Origin of the sequence: Aedoeadaptatus coxii (assembly GCF_001553115.1) — a bacterium.
In the GTDB taxonomy this organism is placed as follows: Bacteria; Bacillota; Clostridia; order Tissierellales; family Peptoniphilaceae; genus Aedoeadaptatus; species Aedoeadaptatus coxii.
In genome coordinates, this window is record NZ_KQ960172.1 from 27563 (window position 1) to 46598 (window position 19036).

At 33.5% G+C, this 19036-nt stretch carries 16 protein-coding genes; all 16 read right to left on the reverse strand.

Annotation, left to right across the window (positions count from 1 at the left end; all coding sequences use genetic code 11):
- Window positions 1-7: 7 nt before the first annotated feature.
- The 16 genes from HMPREF1863_RS02890 to HMPREF1863_RS02955 all read right to left on the reverse strand — a co-directional run bounded on the left by HMPREF1863_RS02890 (window position 8) and on the right by HMPREF1863_RS02955 (window position 18834).
- Window positions 8-3952, reverse strand: coding sequence for a CD1108 family mobile element protein (locus tag HMPREF1863_RS02890; protein ID WP_068367229.1), 3945 nt, complete (start codon window positions 3950-3952; stop codon window positions 8-10).
- A gap of 13 nt (window positions 3953-3965) precedes the next feature.
- Window positions 3966-6431: a VirB4-like conjugal transfer ATPase, CD1110 family gene (locus HMPREF1863_RS02895; protein ID WP_456297571.1), complete on the reverse strand. Its 2466-nt coding sequence runs from the start codon at window positions 6429-6431 to the stop codon at window positions 3966-3968.
- A gap of 7 nt (window positions 6432-6438) precedes the next feature.
- The gene (locus HMPREF1863_RS02900; protein WP_068367231.1) at window positions 6439-6795 is read right to left on the reverse strand and encodes a PrgI family protein; all 357 of its coding nucleotides are present in this window, start codon (window positions 6793-6795) and stop codon (window positions 6439-6441) included.
- 19 nt (window positions 6796-6814) lie between these two features.
- The gene (locus HMPREF1863_RS02905; RefSeq protein WP_068367234.1) at window positions 6815-7675 is read right to left on the reverse strand and encodes a VirB6/TrbL-like conjugal transfer protein, CD1112 family; all 861 of its coding nucleotides are present in this window, start codon (window positions 7673-7675) and stop codon (window positions 6815-6817) included.
- A gap of 42 nt (window positions 7676-7717) precedes the next feature.
- Entirely contained in the window at window positions 7718-7795 is a 78-nt protein-coding gene (locus HMPREF1863_RS08825; RefSeq protein WP_269746507.1) for a Maff2 family mobile element protein, read from the reverse strand.
- 6 nt (window positions 7796-7801) lie between these two features.
- Window positions 7802-9448 (reverse strand): recombinase family protein, encoded by a 1647-nt coding sequence (locus tag HMPREF1863_RS02910; protein WP_007516570.1) that lies wholly within the window; start codon window positions 9446-9448, stop codon window positions 7802-7804.
- Between the two features lie 3 nt (window positions 9449-9451).
- Window positions 9452-9676 (reverse strand): hypothetical protein, encoded by a 225-nt coding sequence (locus HMPREF1863_RS02915; protein ID WP_007516568.1) that lies wholly within the window; start codon window positions 9674-9676, stop codon window positions 9452-9454.
- A gap of 154 nt (window positions 9677-9830) precedes the next feature.
- The gene (locus tag HMPREF1863_RS02920) at window positions 9831-10544 is read right to left on the reverse strand and encodes a hypothetical protein (protein WP_009345654.1); all 714 of its coding nucleotides are present in this window, start codon (window positions 10542-10544) and stop codon (window positions 9831-9833) included.
- 82 nt (window positions 10545-10626) lie between these two features.
- Window positions 10627-11697, reverse strand: a complete 1071-nt coding sequence (locus HMPREF1863_RS02925) for a PDDEXK nuclease domain-containing protein (protein ID WP_007516562.1) — start codon at window positions 11695-11697, stop codon at window positions 10627-10629.
- 443 nt (window positions 11698-12140) lie between these two features.
- Window positions 12141-12668: a PcfB family protein gene (locus HMPREF1863_RS02930; RefSeq protein ID WP_009345651.1), complete on the reverse strand. Its 528-nt coding sequence runs from the start codon at window positions 12666-12668 to the stop codon at window positions 12141-12143.
- A 183-nt stretch (window positions 12669-12851) separates the two neighbouring features.
- Window positions 12852-13025: a hypothetical protein gene (locus HMPREF1863_RS09210; RefSeq protein WP_019035175.1), complete on the reverse strand. Its 174-nt coding sequence runs from the start codon at window positions 13023-13025 to the stop codon at window positions 12852-12854.
- 73 nt (window positions 13026-13098) lie between these two features.
- Complete coding sequence (mobQ, locus tag HMPREF1863_RS02935; protein WP_066537330.1) at window positions 13099-14739, reverse strand: MobQ family relaxase; 1641 nt, start codon at window positions 14737-14739, stop codon at window positions 13099-13101.
- Between the two features lie 333 nt (window positions 14740-15072).
- A complete protein-coding gene (locus HMPREF1863_RS02940; RefSeq protein WP_009346049.1) occupies window positions 15073-15363 on the reverse strand; it encodes a DUF3847 domain-containing protein in 291 nt (96 codons plus the stop codon).
- Between the two features lie 240 nt (window positions 15364-15603).
- On the reverse strand, window positions 15604-17103 hold the full coding sequence (locus tag HMPREF1863_RS02945; RefSeq protein ID WP_009346042.1) for an ATP-binding cassette domain-containing protein: 1500 nt from the start codon (window positions 17101-17103) through the stop codon (window positions 15604-15606).
- Between the two features lie 228 nt (window positions 17104-17331).
- Window positions 17332-18549 (reverse strand): tyrosine-type recombinase/integrase, encoded by a 1218-nt coding sequence (locus tag HMPREF1863_RS02950; RefSeq protein WP_001291561.1) that lies wholly within the window; start codon window positions 18547-18549, stop codon window positions 17332-17334.
- A gap of 81 nt (window positions 18550-18630) precedes the next feature.
- On the reverse strand, window positions 18631-18834 hold the full coding sequence (locus HMPREF1863_RS02955) for an excisionase (RefSeq protein WP_000814511.1): 204 nt from the start codon (window positions 18832-18834) through the stop codon (window positions 18631-18633).
- Window positions 18835-19036 lie beyond the last annotated feature (202 nt).

Consider the following 19036-nt stretch of genomic DNA (forward strand, 5'->3'; position numbering starts at 1 on the left):
TCTCCTTTTACGGCAAATAACTTCCGAATCCTACAAGTTTACTTCTCCAATACCTTGAATTTAAATTCGCCTCTCTTACACCCCGAGTTGAAGCATGGATCATCTTCCCATTACCAATATAGATGCCGACGTGAGAAATTGGCTTACTGGTATTGTAAGTTCTATGGAAGAACACAATATCGCCAGGTTTTGCTTGCTCCGCAGATACTTTTCTAGCGCCATTGTATAGAGATACTGTTTCTCTTGGGATATTAATACCTTTTTGTTTATACACGTAGTGTATAAAGCCACTACAGTCAAAACCTCTAGGGCTCGTTCCGCCCCAAACATAAGGTACTCCTCCATAACGTTGTGCTTCTTTTAAAATCGAAATTCGTCGTTCACTGACATTTCCTCCATTGCCTGTAGGCTTATAGCCCTTTGGAAGTATAGCTACACGTACTTTTCGACGCCCCCAATTGTAGGCTTCTTTTTTAGTTTCGAATAGCAAATCAAGGCGTTTGCCTTTAATAGCTCCACCTGTATCTTCTGCACGGCAGACACCATACCCTTCTACCCAAAGGACGCTTCCTAATGGAATTACTTTAGGATCCACTGCCACTACACCACGAACAAGCTTTGTTCCCATGGCAGTTCCACTGTAACCTCCATTTTCTTTAGGATCAGGAGTATAAGCAGTCGCTATAAAATAATCACCTATTGGCTGAGCCTCACTGGGCATAGCTCCGCCTTGACCCCAACCTCCTCCGGAGCTGAAATCAAGAGAGCCTATATTGGTATTAGGTCGTGGATTGTACATTTTGTATTGAACCTGACCACTTTCCGACCATAGATGAAAGTAGGGATTTAATATTTGATTTTGGTCATTAATAATCTGAATAGATAGCTTTCCAGACGCTGTTCCGATTTGATCGCCAATTTTTACTTTTCCGCTCTTTGTCGGGCTAACTCCTTTATATTTAATTTTCCATCCTGTGTCGTCGGTTAAAGTTAATCCGTCACTGCTTGAAGATACGGTACCGTCATTTACGGCAATTACCTTTTCACCTCCGGCATTAATATCTAACCAATTATAAAGTGTCACTTTATTGTTGATGACATTCCAACCGAACATTCGTGATATCTTACCCTTCCAATCACTTTCTATAGGAGATTCAAAGAGCATGAAGTTACCTTTAGATTCCATATAAATATCGAACTTTTCAAGGTCTGTTACTTTGTCTGAGTCTCCTGAACCACCTGAGATTTCCGGAGTCGAAGGTGACGGCGTTAACGGTGGATTAGGTTTGGGCTTTGGCTTACGCCTTCCATTGCCTTGAATAAAAGGTAGCGGATTGACGGGCTTGCCATTGACATGAACTTCATAATGTAAATGTGGACCTGAACCGATCCCACTTTTTCCTGTGTGGGCGATGACCTCTCCACGCTGAACACTTGAACCTACCGGTTTAGGAGCCCTACCATTTAAGTGTTGGTATAAGCTTCTTAGACCACCACCATGGTCCACAACAATATACCAACCACGGAAGCGATTGAATTTGTTTGTTACAACTTTACCTGCTTCAGAAGCATAAACTGGTGTGCCTATTGAAGCTCTAAAGTCCACCCCTCTGTGATAGGTACTAGCTCCAGGTACCGGTGCCCTTCGAGGTCCGAAACGAGAAGAAACACTCATGTTCTTTAAAGGCTGTGCAAATTGACCATTGCCAAAATCGCCAATCTCTCCTGTGAAATCTTCTCCTCCCAGACGAGATCGAAGCACTGTTTCTAAATCATTAGTATATAGAGTTGCCTCTAAAATCTTGTACAGGTAAGGGCTGCCATTGCGACGATAGCGTACTTCTGTACGCTTGACGACATTGTATTGATATTGTTCTTTAAAAATACTATCAAGTTCACCAGTAACATCTTTCAGTTTGAAGTCTTCATATTTTACGGTGAGATAAGCAATAAGCAAATGGGGATCGTGACCGATGGCATCGTCTTGGACGATATATTCATCGAATCCCGGATAGACTCTTTCTATATTTTGAATCTCCCACTGCAGTTCTGCCTCTTGTTTCATATAGTACTTATCTGCCTCTGTAACGTCGATAAATTCGGCAAGATAGGAGGTGTTGCCTAAATAGGTGATACCTACCAGAGACGAAGATACACACGAAAAAAGCACAAAAATAAGCAGCACGATGATAATACCTAGGGCAAAAATCTTTATTCCCCCTTTTTCTCCGATCTTTTTTATCGCTTGACCGGGATTCTTCACCGCATTGCTTATTCTCTCTTTTATGGATTGTGAGTTTGACGTTGCGCCTTTTGATTCTAAATACGCTTCTCTCGCTTTTTTCTTGTTCCTAGCTTTTTGGTAAGCTTGGTTAGCTTTTTTGTTAGCTTTCTTTGCCTTGGAAGCTGCTTTAGCTGTCTTATTGGCGGTCTCAACTGCCATATTTCTATCTGCGTTCAGTTGATCGACTCGCTTAGTCGCTTCGTCCTCAATGTTAAACTTATGCTCTTTAACCTTATGGATCATGGATGATTCATCGTTTTTTAGACGAGACGCATACTGTTTTCTTTTCTTAGCTGCTTTTAAAGCTAAAGCTGACATACCGACACTTCGTGCCACTGTATCGGCACCTGCGTTTTTATCTTTATTTAGCCTTGCTATCCGATCCGAAACACTTTCCAGTTTCTGGTCTAGATTTAAATGTGCCTCATTCATCTTTTCTTCATCGTCAAAGAACATCTTATCTGAAAATCGTTTTTCTTTTTTTAGATCCGATTTTCTATCTTGTTCATTACGAAACTTCGAAGAGTAAGCTTTTTTTATGAGTTTTTTCTGCTTTGGCTGACCTTCCGCTCCATTATCAGGTGTTTCCGAATTAAAAAGAATCGAGTCCTTGGGATTCTTACTAGAATATTCTTTTTCAGATGATACTTTATAGTCGCTCTCCGCTCTTGCATCTTCTCTTTCATCTAGGTCACCAAAATGTTCAACATTGGAATCTCGAAAATCAGCATCGTATCGATCGATTATGCCGTCTCCGTCGAGATCCATTTCGTCTGTCATTTTGAATTTTTGATTCTGAGGCGGTTCAGAAAGTCGATGGTCATTTATTTGATTACTATCGAAATTTGAACTTTGAAGACTTTCAGCCTGAAACTTTTGATAAACCGCTTTTGCTTGTTTCTTTTTCAGCTTTTCTTTTTTAGGATCTTTCGAACTTACAGGTCTTTCCCTAACGGAAGAACGATCAGCTTCAAAAAAGTTTTGATCACTATGAGCTTTTGATTGATCGTCAAAACTTTTTCCATTTCTATCTGCCTTTTCTCTAGGCTTAGATGAAAAGTTATCATCAATAGTTTTTTTCTTGTTTAGTTTTTCATACTTCTCTTTTCTTTCAGTTAAATCAACTACACGATTGGCGGGTTTATCTACCAATTCACGTTGAATTGCAGCCGAAAGTGGTGATTGTGTTGGAATGTACTTTTGATTTTCCAATTCCTGAAGATAGTCTTGACGACGCCGTTCTTCTTGTAATCGTCGCTCTTCTATCTTCCTATTTTCTTCTAACCGACGCTCTTCATCCTGTCGTCTTTGTTCAAGTTCTTTGGCATATTCCGCTTTTGCACGTTCCCTATGTTGTTTCCTCATCAGATTTTTTCTATAATTTAATCTTTTTTGTTGTTCATAGGACACCGTGCGTTGAGCATTTATTGCATTTTCAGACTTTCTGAAATCTCGTTTGGCAGTTTCTTGTTTCTTAACATTTTCTTGTTGATTCGTGTAAGTTCGATAATCCTTGTAAGATGAAGCATGAAAAGATTCATGTTTGGCATTATAGTTATCTCTCGATCTGTTGAGAGACTGGTTATAATTCTCTTTACTCTTTTGCACTTTGGAAGGGTCAATAGGTTGTTGACTAGGTTTATTTTTATAATTGTTTCTTTTCAACACTTCACCTTCCTATCTAATACATTTTTTCTCCCGGTTTCGTCGTCATCAATTTATACAACTTAGTTTCCTTCGGAAACTTATCTATAAAGGGAACGATAACATTACCGAAATACAATAAGCCCTCTCCTTCTCCTGAGTTGGTAATATAAGAAAGTTGGTCTTGCGAAATTCCAAGACGATGGGCTAGAATTTCACGGTCACCTGAAGCTTGATTGAGCATCAGAACAAAGTCTGAGTTTTCAATGATGTTTTCAATTTCTTGGCTCAGTAACAAGTCCTTAACGTTTTGCGTGATACCCGTCGGAATACCGCCCCATTTTCTGAATCTTTTCCAAATCTCAACAGAGTATTCAGCCGTTTGTCTTTCTTTCAAAAGTAAGTGAAACTCGTCAATATAAAAATGAGTCTTTTTATAATTATCACGGTTAATAGATACTCTGTTCCAAACTTGGTCTTGAATAATAAGCATCCCTAGTTTTTTAAGAGCATTACCTAAATTTTTAATATCGTAGCAAACGACACGATTGTTAGCATCTACATTTGTTCGATTGTTAAATACTCGAAGCGAACCTGTTACATAGATTTCAAGAGAAGTCGCTAATCGTTCGGCTTCTATATCTTCTTGTTTTTTGAGTTCATTATAAAGATCTTCTAGAACAGGAATGTTCTCCGGTACCGGATCTTCCAAATACTTCCTATAAATTGCTCTTGTACAACGGTCGATAATAGTAATTTCCGTCGGTTGCAAACCTTGAGTACCACCAGTTATCAGCTCAAAAAGCGATAGGATAAACGACGCTTTAAACATAATCGGGTCATCACCGTCAGCGTAGTTAATATTAATATCCAAAGGATTAATATGATGTTTTGAATTAGGCGAGATTTCAACAACTTCACCGCCTAGTGCTTTTACAAGTGGTGAATACTCAGCCTCAGGGTCGCAAATGATAATGTCATTATCCGTAATAAAGAAAGCATTCGTCATCTCTCTTTTCGCAGAGAAAGATTTACCTGAACCTGGTGTTCCTAGAATAAGCCCGTTAGGATTCTTTAGAGTTCCTCTATCTACCATAATCATATTGTTCGATATGGCATTTAAACCGTAATAGAGAGCTTTTCCTCCCATGAACAACTCTTGGGTCGTAAAGGGAACAAAAATAGCTGCACAAGACGTTGTGAGCTTCCGCTCGAAGTCTATTTGATTTACTCCCATAGGCAATGCGGACATAAGTCCTTGTTCCTGTTGATAATCCATACGCTTTAAACTGCAATTATATTTTTGAATAATACCATTCAATTGAAAGATGATATTTTCAAGCTTCTTCCTACTTTTTGCAAAGGTCGTGATTTGGAAGCTAACAATAAAATGACGTTCATTACGTCCTTGTAATTCTTCCAAGAGATTTTTAGCCTCTTCTGAAAAATTCGCAAGGTCTGAGGGAATAATATCCATGTCATAGCCTGAACGAACGGCTTTCTTCTGTTCTTCAATCTTGGTACGATCTAAGTCGGTAATTGTCCGCTTAACTTCCTTGATCGCTTCCTGTTGATCCATGGAACGAATATGAATATTTACCAGTAGATCATCTTCGATATCTAATATCTCAGCGAGCATTTTATCTGAAAGCTCCGGAGCATCAATTCTTAGGAAGCTACTTGCACCATACATTTGTCCCATTTTAAAAATACGTTGATTTTGGAAATTAAAAGATGAGGGAGATATATAGTCCTTCGTCGTCATGCTTCCGGTTCTTACATTATGCCAATCGAAGGTCGTCCGCTCCCTATCGCTTCCTTGATTTAAAATATCGTGAAGTAATTCAATACGTTGCTTTCCCGTTAAACACTCTGCTTGTACGCCCAGTGTTTTAAAGTTATTTCGTATGTCTGTTTCTATCCGTTCAAGTCTTGGAATAGCTTCCTTCAGATTTTTAGCTTTAATGGAAAAAGTAATGAATTTACGCTTTATAAGCCCATTATTACCTTTGGATAATTGATTGCGCAGCATTCTACTATATTCCATTCGAATGTCATTGAACGGGTCATTTTGCTTTTGTATTCGAATATTGTGCATGAGCCTATCGGCAAAACCTGTTAAATTTAAAAAAGTTAATTGAAAATCGATAGTCGAGTCGAAATAGTTTAAGAACTTACAATAGTCATCAAATATTTTCCTCTGATCTTCAGGCTTTGCCAATCGGTAGTTAATATCTGTAAACTCAATGCACTTGTTATAACGCCCATCTTCAAGCTTCATAATCCCATCTTGGAAGATCTTCTCGTAAGGCAAGGTATCTTGCGTCGTATAAACTTCGTTATCTTCCTTTTTAACAAATAACTGTAACATGTTTTGAAAGACTTGGGGAGTCTTGGAATTTGACTTAGATTTTGTATTCCCAAAATCTTCTTTGTTTCTTTTTGCAGCATCAATGTTTGATTTCAAACGTTGTTCCTGTTTCTTTTGAAAATTTTGATTCAAGACGGTCTCACCTCTTTTTTCTCTTTGTTTTTTTTGTTTTAGTTGGCACTTCTTTTTTATTTGAAGTTAGTGTCTTATAGCGTCTTATTCCTGGTCTGAAGTATTTTTGACGGCAAACAATGTAGAGATATTTTTCTAAAGTCATACCGTCTTTTTTGAATATCCCGGCAATAAAAAAAGGACTCGCTATGATAAACATCAAAATAGATCTTACGTCGCTTGGAAGTATTCCACGGGTAAACCAATATGCCGGAATTGCCAGTGCAGCACCGATAGAAAAACAGATCAATTGACGCTTTGTCAGATTAAAGACGACCTTCGCTTCATACCTCGATAAGTCTCTTGGTACATTTACATAAGCCATTTACTTACCTCCATTCTTGTTATGCCGCTGATACTATGGCACTTGCTGCGGATTTCGTCCTGAATAGTACAATGACAGCTAATAAACTCGCTGCTAAGAAGGAGAACATAAACGTCCATGGATTACCATCTTTTGCTACCGTCAAGGACTGTACGAATACCGACCATGCCCCTAATGTGATAATAATAAACAAACCTTGCAAACCTAATGCCACAGCGGATTTGATATAGGAGTCCCCTATATGTCCGTATCGGCTAGATGTTAGAGTTGCAAACGGTAACGCACCAACTGAAATTATGAAATACATTTCTATAATGCGTCCTACACATATAACCCAAATAACAATGCCTAATGCCCACACAATCATCTGCATAGCGTTAAGTTGCGTCGTGAAAAACATCAGATCCACTATTCCCATCTTTTCTATGCTTGCTTTCATCGCATCTTGTCCTACTTGGAATTGTTCAATACTAACTCCTGAAGCTGAACGTATGACTGACTGCATGACATCAAATATAGCCATTGAAAATTCAAAAGCATGACTTACTAGATAAATGGATATAGTTGTTTTAAAAATCCACTTGAAAAAAATAAAAGTCTCAAAATCGTTAAAGTTATTCCTATCGATAACAAGGTGTACAATTTCATATATCGCTATAAAGGTAATAATTAAGACGGCGATTGGTATAACCGCCGTCTCATTAATACTTTTTGCCAAATTGAATAAGTCTGAATTATATGCCTGTGGAGTTTGTGATACGACATCGCCAGCTTTTGTCATTTGATCGTTCATCATATTCTGCATATTTTCAAAGACTTTCATACAGTTATCGATCATAGGTTGCTTTAAGCCATTGAGAAACTTCTCTGCTAACTGCATAAGCACCTCCTCGATAAAAGGCTACTATTAATTTGTTTTGTCTTAAAATAATCCCGATAATTGGGGAATTAGTTGCGTAGCAATTAAAACAACGCCACCGCCTGCCATTAGTTGCTTTATGCCTAATTAGAGATTGTAAAATACTTGTAGTGTGTCTGTATTTCCTATGAAATTGTAGTAAATATCAATTGTTTGGGTGATTTCTCCATTCACTACTTCTTTTTCGTGAACATAGATTTTTGAGATGAGTTCGTTTAAGGTTTCTTTGTCCAGCTTCTTTATATCCCTATGTTTTTTTATGAGTTCAATCCATTTTTTAACATTAATATCTTCAAGATCTTCTTTAACAATCAATTTTTGATTATCTTCTATTCTTTGGTTAAGATAGTCTTGTTCGTTTTGTGATTTTTCAAGAATTTTTTGGAAGTTACTTTCACTTATCTTATTGTCTAGCCAGTCATCATATAATCTTTCAATCTTTTTAGTTAAGTCTTCTACTCTTATTTGATCTTCGTAAATCTTATCCATAATAAATTTTTGTTCTTCTTCATTATCAATTTCTCGTGATTTTTCAAGTGCTTTTATAATTTCTTTTTCATCTTTTAATGCTATTTCTGCATTTTTTCTAATATCCTTAAGCACTATCTCATAAAGAGTATCGTAATAAATTCTATGTTGACTACATAATGATTTTCCATATCTTCTATAAGTGTTACAAGTGAGTAACTTTTCTCTTTTTTTCGATTTGTTTCTTCCAAGATTTAAAGATTTTCCACAATCGGGACATTTCACAATTCCTGCAAATATACTTTCTTCTCCATTTTTAAATGGTCTTCTCCTGCTCTTTAATTTTTCATTTGCTATATTATAAATATCTTCAGAAATAATTGGTTCGTGTGTATTTTCTACTATTATCCATTCCTCTTTGGGTTTATCGGATAACCAACCTACTTTGAATTTATAATTAACTTTTTGACTAGCAATATGACCAATATAAACTGGGTTTTCAATAATTTCTTTTAGGGTTGTGCAGTCCCACCAATACTCTCCACCATCTACGGTCATTTCTAACTTAGTTTTTTTATTTCTAAGTCCTTTTTTTCTATTCCACCAGGTAGGTGTAGGTATTTTTTCTTCAAATAGTCTTCTTCTAATTGCTTGTACTCCATAACCACTAAAAGCAAGATCAAAAATTTTTTCAACAATCCATGAAGTTTCATCATCGATTACTAATTTATGTGGATCTTCATTGTCTTTCCTATATCCTATTGGAGCAAGACAACCAATAAATTTTCCTTGCCTTGCTCTTGTCATATAGGCAGATTTCATCTTTTTAGAAACATCTCTTGAATAAAACTCGTTTAAAACATTTTTAAAAGGAACTATTTCGTTGTTTTCTTGAAAGGTATCTACTCCATCATTTAAAGCTATATATCTGACATTGTTCTTTGGGAAGAAATTTTCTGTATAGTACCCAGTCTGCAAATAGTTTCTTCCAAGTCTTGATAAGTCCTTAGTGATTACTATATCCACTTTTTTATTTTCAATATCTCTAATTAGTCTTTGAAATGATGGTCTATTTGTATTTAATCCAGTATATCCATCATCTATATATACATCGTAAATACTCCAACCCCTTGATTTTACATAGTTTTCTAAAAGTTCCTTTTGGTTTTGTATGCTGGCACTCTCTCCTTTCTGCTCATCATCTTTAGATAGTCTGCAATAAATTGCAGCTTTGAATGAAAAGTGATTTGAATTTGTTTGTATCATTTCCTATTCCTCCTTATTTGAGTTTTCGGAAATAACACAACTTTCTCTAAAACTATTTTTATTATAGCACTCTTTTTTATTACTATCAATATTATATTTGTTATACTCAATTTCATTAGTATTATTTAATTTGCTTGATTTTTTTATTAGTCTTAGAAAAGCGTCCGTATCTGTTCTTCTATCATCATAATTTCTTTTTACAATGTATTTTGTTTGTCTTTTTGTCATAGCTTATCCTTTCATACAATAAAAAAAAGGCGATTAGATTTTTAATTTTCTAATCGCCTTTTAAGTGTCATATTTACATTTTTATTATCTCTGGCATACTTTGATACCTTTTTAGACTTAAAGTCTTTAATAATGCCTTTCCACCTCTTTTTACCTATAAAGATTCTCCTACGTCATAGTTCATTTTTTTATTCCCTCCTTGATGTCTTAGTTTTTCTTTGTCTTCTTCATACCATTTTAAGATTGTCGCATAGTGGTTTTGATAGGTCTTGCCACTACTTTTCATGTATCTTGATAGTTTATTTATCATTATTTCTGTGTGTGAGTTTAATTTTTCTTTAAGGGTCTTATATTCTTCTTTGCTTAACCTTACATTTTTGAATTCTCCATAAAAAATGGGGGTGGACTTTTTATCTATCTCTCCCTCTCTCCCCTTATCTATACTAACCTTATCTAATCTACCCTTATCTATACTGGGTTGACCACTTGACAACCTTTGGTTAACCAGATGACAACCAACTTTTTCTTCTGAAATATATGCTCCATTGTCCGTTTGATAAAGCTGCTGTTTCTGATCGATATACATTGTTGGCTTATATCTGTCTTTTCTAATAAAGTTATTTATCTTCCAATGAGTAATGACGATAATTCCCTGATCAAAGACTATCACAAAGCCTTTGGCAATAAGTATTTTTAGGTCATCTTCATTTGCTCCGATAATCTTGATGATTTTCTTAGGGTTATTTACAAAACCGTCATCATCTGCTCGCATTGATAAATGAAAATACAGACATTGACTACTTAGTGGCATATCCAAAAATAAGTCGCTATCCACTATCTTTAGTGAAAACATTCTTTTATCTGCCATGCTCTCCTACCTTTCTTCAAATAAAAAAAGACGATAGTTTTTACTTCTACCGCCTTGTGTACATTTATTATGTTTTTAAAATTTATTTTAGTTCGTTTTCAATTTCTTCTATGGTTGGTAATGCTCCCTTTAAACTTTCAGGAATTAAGTTTTGTAGATGATATTCTGAAATTCCAATAGGCTCTCTGGAGCTTTCAGAAGCATATTTTGCCAATACATTATCCTTTGTCTTACAGATTAAAAGACCTATTGTTTGATTATCCCCATCTCCCTTTAATATATGGTTTACAGATGTTACATAGGTTCCAAGTTGTCCTATATCCGCAGGTTTAAATGCGGAAATTTTAACCTCCACAACTACATAGCAATGTAGCTTAATGTTGTAGAATAACATATCAATAAATTCTTCTGAATTTCCAACTACAAGTCTATATTCTCTGCCCACGAACGAAAAACCTGTCCCTAGCTCCAATAAGAATTTTTGAATATTATCCATCAAAGCGTCTTTCAATTCTTTTTCATCATAATTTTGCCTTATAGATATAAAGTCAAAATTATACGGATCTCTCGTCATTTCATTGGCTAAATCACTTTGTGTAGCAGGCAAATTATTTGTGAAATTTGTTATTGCTTTTCCTTGTCTTTCAAATAGATCTGTATCCAAGAAATTTAAAAGCACCGCTCTACTCCAGCTATTTTCTAATGTTTTAGATATAAAGAAAAATGCTTTATTCAAATTTCCCTCACATCTATCCATAATATATCTTTGATGTCCCCATGGGATACTAAAAATCATATTAAAATCTCCACCGACTTTAGATATTTGTAAATCGTCCACAAGCTGTGGACGATTTAATGGCGAATACATTTCATAAAATTTCTTCATATATTTTAAATTAGTAACAGAAAATCCTTTAACATTGGGAATTTCATTTTTTAAATCCGAACTTAATTTTTTATAGAATCCGCTTCCCCATCTGCTTTCTGCCTTTAAGTTAATAATTTCTTCTCCTAAACTATAATAAAACTTTAGCATTTCAGAATTGACCGAAACTGCTGCTTTAAGTTGTCTGCTTGTATATGATCTTTTTATTTTCTCAAGCATTTTTATATATTCACCATCTCCTATAATATCTAAATCTTTTTTATCCATTCTAATCACTCCAATCTGATTCTTTTTATTTTATTCTATCTCTTTCACCAATGGTGGGAGTTTTAATCTTTTTATCACAATCAGCTTACGGTAAACAAGCTCATTTTATCATTACACATTTAGTTTAATTAATGTGATTATACCAAAAATGTTAAATCTTTTCTATCTCTCCCTCTCTCTCTTTATCTATCTCTATATCTTTCTCTATCTCTTGTCGGACATGGGTTGGACTCATTAAGGACAATGTCCTCTGTTTATTTTGTCTGTAAAAAATTCTTTTTTTAATTTTATCCAATAATATCTTTTGTTTGTTGCCATATCTGCTCCTTTCTTGATTTTCGATAATCGAAATTCTTGATTTCCGATTTTCGGAATTCTTGATTTCCGATTTTCGGAAGTCTTGTTATTTTAGTTATTTAAGGGTGTAACTTTTCGTTACTCCCTTAGATTTCTCTGGTCATATCTTTTTTACTTGGTTTTACTTTTTCTTTTACTTTTCTTTTGACTTTTTCTTTTGTCTTATCCTTGTTCTTGGATAGGTCTTTGTATTTCTTTATTTGTTTTAGGATACTTTCTTTTTCTTTTTTATTTTCCTTGGCTATGACTTGCTTAAAGGCATATTCCATTACTTTTATGTCTTTGGCTTGGAAGAATATTTCATAGTTTTTGCTTTCTTTGTTTTTCATTACTGAGAAACTTACTCCAAGTTTGTTTAGTTCTTTTCTTAAGTCTTTGAGGTTGCTTTGATCTATGCTTATATTTTCTAGTTGTCCTTTTTTGTAGAGGTCTTTTATTTTTATTTCATCGCCAATAAGGCTTTTTAGGTTTCCATTTGCTTTTTCTAAAGTATCATTCATCTTTTTTCTAATTTCTTTGTCTAATTTAATTGATTCTTTTGCTGCCTTTATTGTGTATGATATTATGGTTTGTGCTGCTTGCCCTGCTTCTTTGCTTATTTCTTCGTTTATCATGCTTTATCTCCTTTGTTTGAATTAAAAAAAGGGAAGTATAGGCTTTAATTTTTCTATACTTCCCTTTGATTGTTTTTATTTTATTGTTCTTGGTGGTGGAATGCTTTATTTTGATGTTTTTATAGCTTACTTAGGTATTTGTACCTTTTATACTTTAAAATAGCTTACAATGCCTTTCCACCTTTAGTAGTTTATGTGCGTTCTTTTGTCTGATAGATAGTTTTTCATGTTGGAATATATAATCTGTATTTCTTCATTGTTCATCGCTTTTATTTCTTCTGTGCTTTTATAGGTTTTGTATGTTCCATCTTGATCTGCTTTTATGAGTTCATCTATTAGCTCTTGCCTTTTATTCATCTCTATTACCTCCTAGATCTGCCTTTAGTTGTTTGGTCATATTATAGCTTGGATAAGATATTTTTACCAGGTCTTATCTTTCTTGATCCATTTTCTTGTTTTTCATCATTTCTCTGTATTCATTATCTTTAATAACTTGGTCTTGGAATTTTTTAATCTGTGCTATTACACTTGGTTTTTCACCTTGTTTTATTAGCTTATCTATTTCTATGGATAAATCTATGCCAAGTTCTTTGTTTACAAAATCTACTGAATATTTTATATGATTAATTTCCTGGTATTCATCTTTTATCTTGTCTTTTTCTCTATTTATTTCTTCAAGATTTGCCATTAAAAGATTTTTTTCTTCATTCCATTTTTTAGGACTTAGTTTTTCCTTATCTGATAGGAGTTTTTTTAATTTCTCTCTTACTACCTTATATTGGTCTATATCTTTCTTATGTTTGTTATAGAATGTGTCTTTTGTGAATATATTTTTCTTTTGATATTCTTCATAAACTCCTTTTTTGTCTTTGTATATTTCATAGTATAGAATTTTCTTTTCTACATCTTCCATTTCTTTATGGATTGTCTTTGCTTTTTTATTTATTTTGTAACTATTAGACTTTAAAGTTTCTATTTTTGTTTGTAACTGACCTATGGTTTCTATGTTGTTTTTTCTTAAATAGCTATATGCACTCGTTAGCTTTTTGAAGTCATACTTTTCTTTATTGGTTTTGGCATATCCTTTTAGATATTTACTTTTTTCTTTTTGAATTTCTGAATAAGTTAATAGATAATTTGTTAGATTAAAAAGTTTAGGGTTGTCTATTACCTTATCTCTTTCTATATCCTTAAATTTTTCATAAGCAGTAGACAAGTTATCTAATAGATTTCCTATCCAATCCTTTAATGTTTTTATCTCTTCTTTTATTGTTTTTACAAGTTCATTATATTTTCTTATTTCTCTATTATAGTTTCCCTTGTCAGTTTCTATTCCCTTTCTTTCCATTGCACTTGCTGCTGATCCTAAATGGATTGTCGGTAGATAATCAGAATTTTGTCTTTTAAAACTCCTATGGTCTACTCTTTTTTCTATCTTGTTTTTTGCAAGATATTCATTACAAAGGTCTGAAAAATTTTCTCTCCATTTTTCTACATTGCCTTTATCGTTCCATGTTGTTAGTTCTACTTTTCTTGTCTTTGGTTTTCCATTTTTGTTTAAAATCTTTTCTCCTTGTTCATCTAGGATATATTCTTTTTTTGACTTTGCTAAGAACTCTCCTTTTTCGTTTATGGGTCGCATTATGGTCATTATATGACAATGAATATTTCCATTTTTATCTTGACTCTCATCATGAATTGCATAATCTACTATCATTCCTTGTGATGTTAGATTTTCTTTTATAAATCTTTCAACCAGGTTTTTATTTTCACTTAAAGTTAATTCTTTTGGTAGTCCTATTATGAATTGTCTTGCTAGTTGTGCATTAGAATTTTTTTCTGCCATTTCTACTTTATTCCATAAGGTAGACCTATCATTAAATTCTTTTGGTATATGATCAGGCAATATTATATTTTTTACTAATACTTTTTCTTTTCTTGTATAGTCATGGGTTACTCCGTCCCATTCATTTTTTATTTTTTCTCCACTTATATATGCTGCACTTGCTACTGCACTTTTGCCTTTTCCTCTTGATATTATGTTTACTGAAAAATGAAAACTGTCTGCCATTTTTATCACTTCCTTTCTTTTTTGTTGTTTTAGGTGGAGGCTTAATAGATTTTTTATAGCCACCTTGTGAATGAGCGTTTTGAAATGATAGAATAGAAAAAGCCGACTACTGAATTAATTTTTGTTGTTTCAGTATGTCGGCTTAATTGTTACTTTCATTTCAAATTTTAAAAGTCAAGGGCGAGCGTTAGCGAGTTTATTTACCCTTGACTTTTAAAAAGCGAATGGTTGTTGCTCCCTGCAAGGGTTTGGCTCCGCAGGACGCAAGCACCCTTTAGGGTGTATAATTGCGCCCTTAGAAAATCTAAGGGATATTTGATTATTTTATTTTTCTTAATTTTCTCTCATTATTTTTAGTGTTTCTTTGAATTCTTTTGTCTTTGTTGCTTCTTCTAGTAGGATTTTTATTTCTTCATCTGTTAGTTCTTCTGCATTTTCTATAAGGCTTTCTAATATTGCTCCTCTAGTTATTAGCCTATGAGTTCTTTCTTTTCTTCTTTTTATTATGTCTTGTTTTAATATCTTCTTTTCTTGATTTTTTAGTTGCCTTAATCTTTCTTCTGTATCATCAATTTTATCTTTTATTTCTTTTGACTCTTGTCTTATTTGATCTAAATTTTTCATACTGATCTCCTTTCTTGTATTAAAAAAGAGATAACATTTCTGCTATCCCTTTCAAAGTTTCACTATTAAAATTTTATGTCTTTTGAAATATCATCTATGTATCTATAATGATTTTCTATTTTTTATTCTTTCTCCATTTGTTCCATTATTTTTTTATTATTTTATAATAATTTCCTCAAATTTAAGATTTAAAAAGGCTAAGTTTTTCTTACCAATATATCTTATATTGAATTAAAATTGCTACCTTAAATATCTTTCCGATTGTCGCATATACATATTATAATACTCTCCTTTTTTTGCCATCAATTGTTCATGTGAACCACTTTCTTTTATTTTACCATTTTCTAAGAAGTATATTGTATCCATTTTATATAAATTAGACAGATGATGAGATATTAATATTAGAGTCTTATCAGAGCATTTCTCCATCAATAAATCAAATATTTCACTCTCAGCAAGAGGGTCTATATTACTTAATGGTTCATCAAAAATGTATATTTTTTTGTCTTGAGAAAAAATTCTCGCTATTGCAATACGTTGCTCCTCTCCTCCCGAAAATAAAGTCCCTTTATTACTAAATTCTCTAGATATTTCTGTGAATATCCCGTTATCACAATTTTCTATCCTTTGCAACATTCTTAGTACTCGTAGCACTTCTATTACATTCCCAAAATCAACATCTTTCTCTGTTACTTCTTTCATTAAAACATTATCAATTATAGGTAACGAATACATTTTGAAATCCTGAAAAAGAACACTTATATTGTCCCTTATAATATTTATTTTTAAATCTTTATATAATTCATTTTTAAAATATAAACGACCCGATGTGGGATCATATAATCTACACAATAATTTTATTAATGTAGATTTACCTGCTCCATTTTCACCAACTATAGCAACTTTCTCTCCTTGCCTTATTTTCATATTTAGGTTTTCTATGGCATATACATTTGTTTCTGGATACATATAACTAACATTTTCTAACTGTATCTCAAGATTTTTCTCATCAACATAATCTACTTCACCATCATATACTTTTACATTGTATTCCAAAAAATTGAATAGATTTTCTAAATACAAACCATGTTCATATATTTCTGGAATAACCCTGAATAATGTGCTGATATACTCAATCAATCGCTGGTTACTGCCGGCTAGTGCTACAAAATCTCCTATAGAAATTAATTTAAAGAAAACTTTTCGTACAATATAAATTACTGTAATCAGATTAACGCCTTGAACAATCAAGTTCTGAAACACTAATACATATGAGTATTTTTTAGAAAAACTTTTAATTATTTTAATTATATTTGACAAATTATAGTTAAATTTCATTTTAATCAAAGATACGAATCCAGAGTGCATTCTTACATCCTTAGCATATTCTCTATCAGTACTAATTTTAAGAAAATAATCCACTTTTCGCTCTAATGGTGTTATTTTTTCATAAAAATCATATTGCATACTTATAGCTTTTTTATTTAAAAATAAGGACATTAATACACTTGAAAATGAAAATATAATTACAATTGGTTCCATAGTTATTATTAAACCAATAAATGCACCAATTCCTAAAATTGATGTCACAAAATTTGAAAGTGTTTCTTGAATATCTTCTATTCTTTTCTCTATCTGATCTTTAGATTTTTTAAATTCATCGTAATATTCCATTTTTTCAAAACACTCTAGCTCAAATTTAACACTCTTATCAAGCAGTAATTTTTGAAAATGACCCACTATAATTCTTTTGTTTTTAGCTATAAAAAACTGCTCTATAAATATATTTCAAATAAACAAAGTATAAATTTCTAATTATCTTTTTATATTTTCTTAAATGCTCGTAAAGCCTTATTCTATGTGCTTTCGAGTATTTTTACTGTAGGAAGATACTTCACGTTTCTTTGCATATTTCCTCATGTCTTAGCTGTCAGAAGTGGTAAATAAGTAGTAAATTCATTTGTACTACTAAGCAACAAGACGCTCCTGTTGCTTCTCTTTATTCAAGCGTTTCATTTCTGCCATTGCAGAATCGAATGTTGCATGTGCGTAATAGTTCAGCGTCATGGCTATATTAGCATGTCCCATAATGTACTGTAATGCCTTTGGATTCATTCCTGCATTTGCATAGTTGGTACAGAATGTATGTCGCAAACTATGTGGAGTGATGTGTGGCAATTTATCCTCGTTATACTTATTGTATTTCTTAACAAGACCTTTCATCATGCCGTTGTAATCACTTGCCACTTTTGGATAGTTCTTTCTATTAAGAAAGAGGAAATCACTATATCCATCAATCTCAACACGCTTATCATTCTTTCGATTCGCTAACACTCGCTTAAATGCTTGATAGGCTTCTTCAACCATAGGAACTTGACGTTCGCCACTTTTGGTCTTTGGTGTTTCAATGTAGTACCCAATTTCAGTATCTCTCAATAGCTGATGGTCTATATTGACAAGACGATTCTCAAAATCTAAATCTGGAAGTGTCAAACCACCAAACTCTGAAATACGAAGACCTGTTTTTAAGAGTATCAGAATTTCATCATAATTTTTGCTGTAGGTTTTATCAGCTTTTGCAAAGGCTAACAGTTTTTCTTCCTGTTCTTCTGTTAGTACGGTCTTAGGGACAGTATCATCATCAAGAACTGCTTTCAGTTGAAAGTCAAATGGATTCTTCCGAACACAATCATCTTGTATAGCAATATAGAATGAAGCCTTTAAAGAACGTTTGTAGTTATTGATGGTTTGATAAGCATAACCATTTTCACTCATTCTAATAGCCCATTCTTTAGCGTCTGATGGCTTAATACTGTCAATACTTCTTACACCTAACTTGTCTTTCTTCAAAATATCCATAAGATATTTGCGTCCAGTTTCAGTGTTTTTTCTAACCTTTGGTCTTTGAGCGTTCTGTTTTGCGTAAAGCTGGCAGAGTGTCATTTTCTTTCCTACAACATCAATACCATCATGAATGTCTTTCTGTAACTCTGCGATTTTCTCTCTAAGTGAGATACAATCACGCTTTCCTGCTGGTACTCGGTCTGTAGCCACAAGTTTCCACGAGTAAACAAATTGCGGTTCTCCAAATGAATCTATATATTTGTATAAGTATCTTCCGTCTTTTCGTTGGCTCTCTCCAGTCTTTAAGATTCGACCTTTATTGTCACGTCTTTTTTCTGACATGGCATTTGCTCCTTTCCTTTATGGAAAGAGCCTTGATACGACTTAATACTATTTTATCATATACAAGACCCTTTGGCGACGCTAGATTGCGTCCAATGTATCTATAATTTTTTCAAATTGTTTTCGTTTAATCTGAATACGATTGCCATTCATAATCAGCCAATTTGCATTTTTATTTTCCTCTGCCAAGCGTCGTAGCTTGTTTTCGCCAATACGAAAATATTTTGACGCTTCTTCAATGGTTAGGGTATAACGTTCCCAAATAGGAATGTCAGTCTGCTTCATAAAATCCTCCTTTCCAAATCACTTATTTGGATTTCATAAAAGTTGTTTTACCAGCAATCGAACAGCTTTAGCAAAGCTCACGGGAGTTCCACCCCTGCATGGTTCTCATGTAGCCATACTCATTGCCTGCGACGGTTTTATCACGCTCGGACTATTGACTGTATGGGAGTATCATTATCACGATAAGAATGTCGTTGCAGGC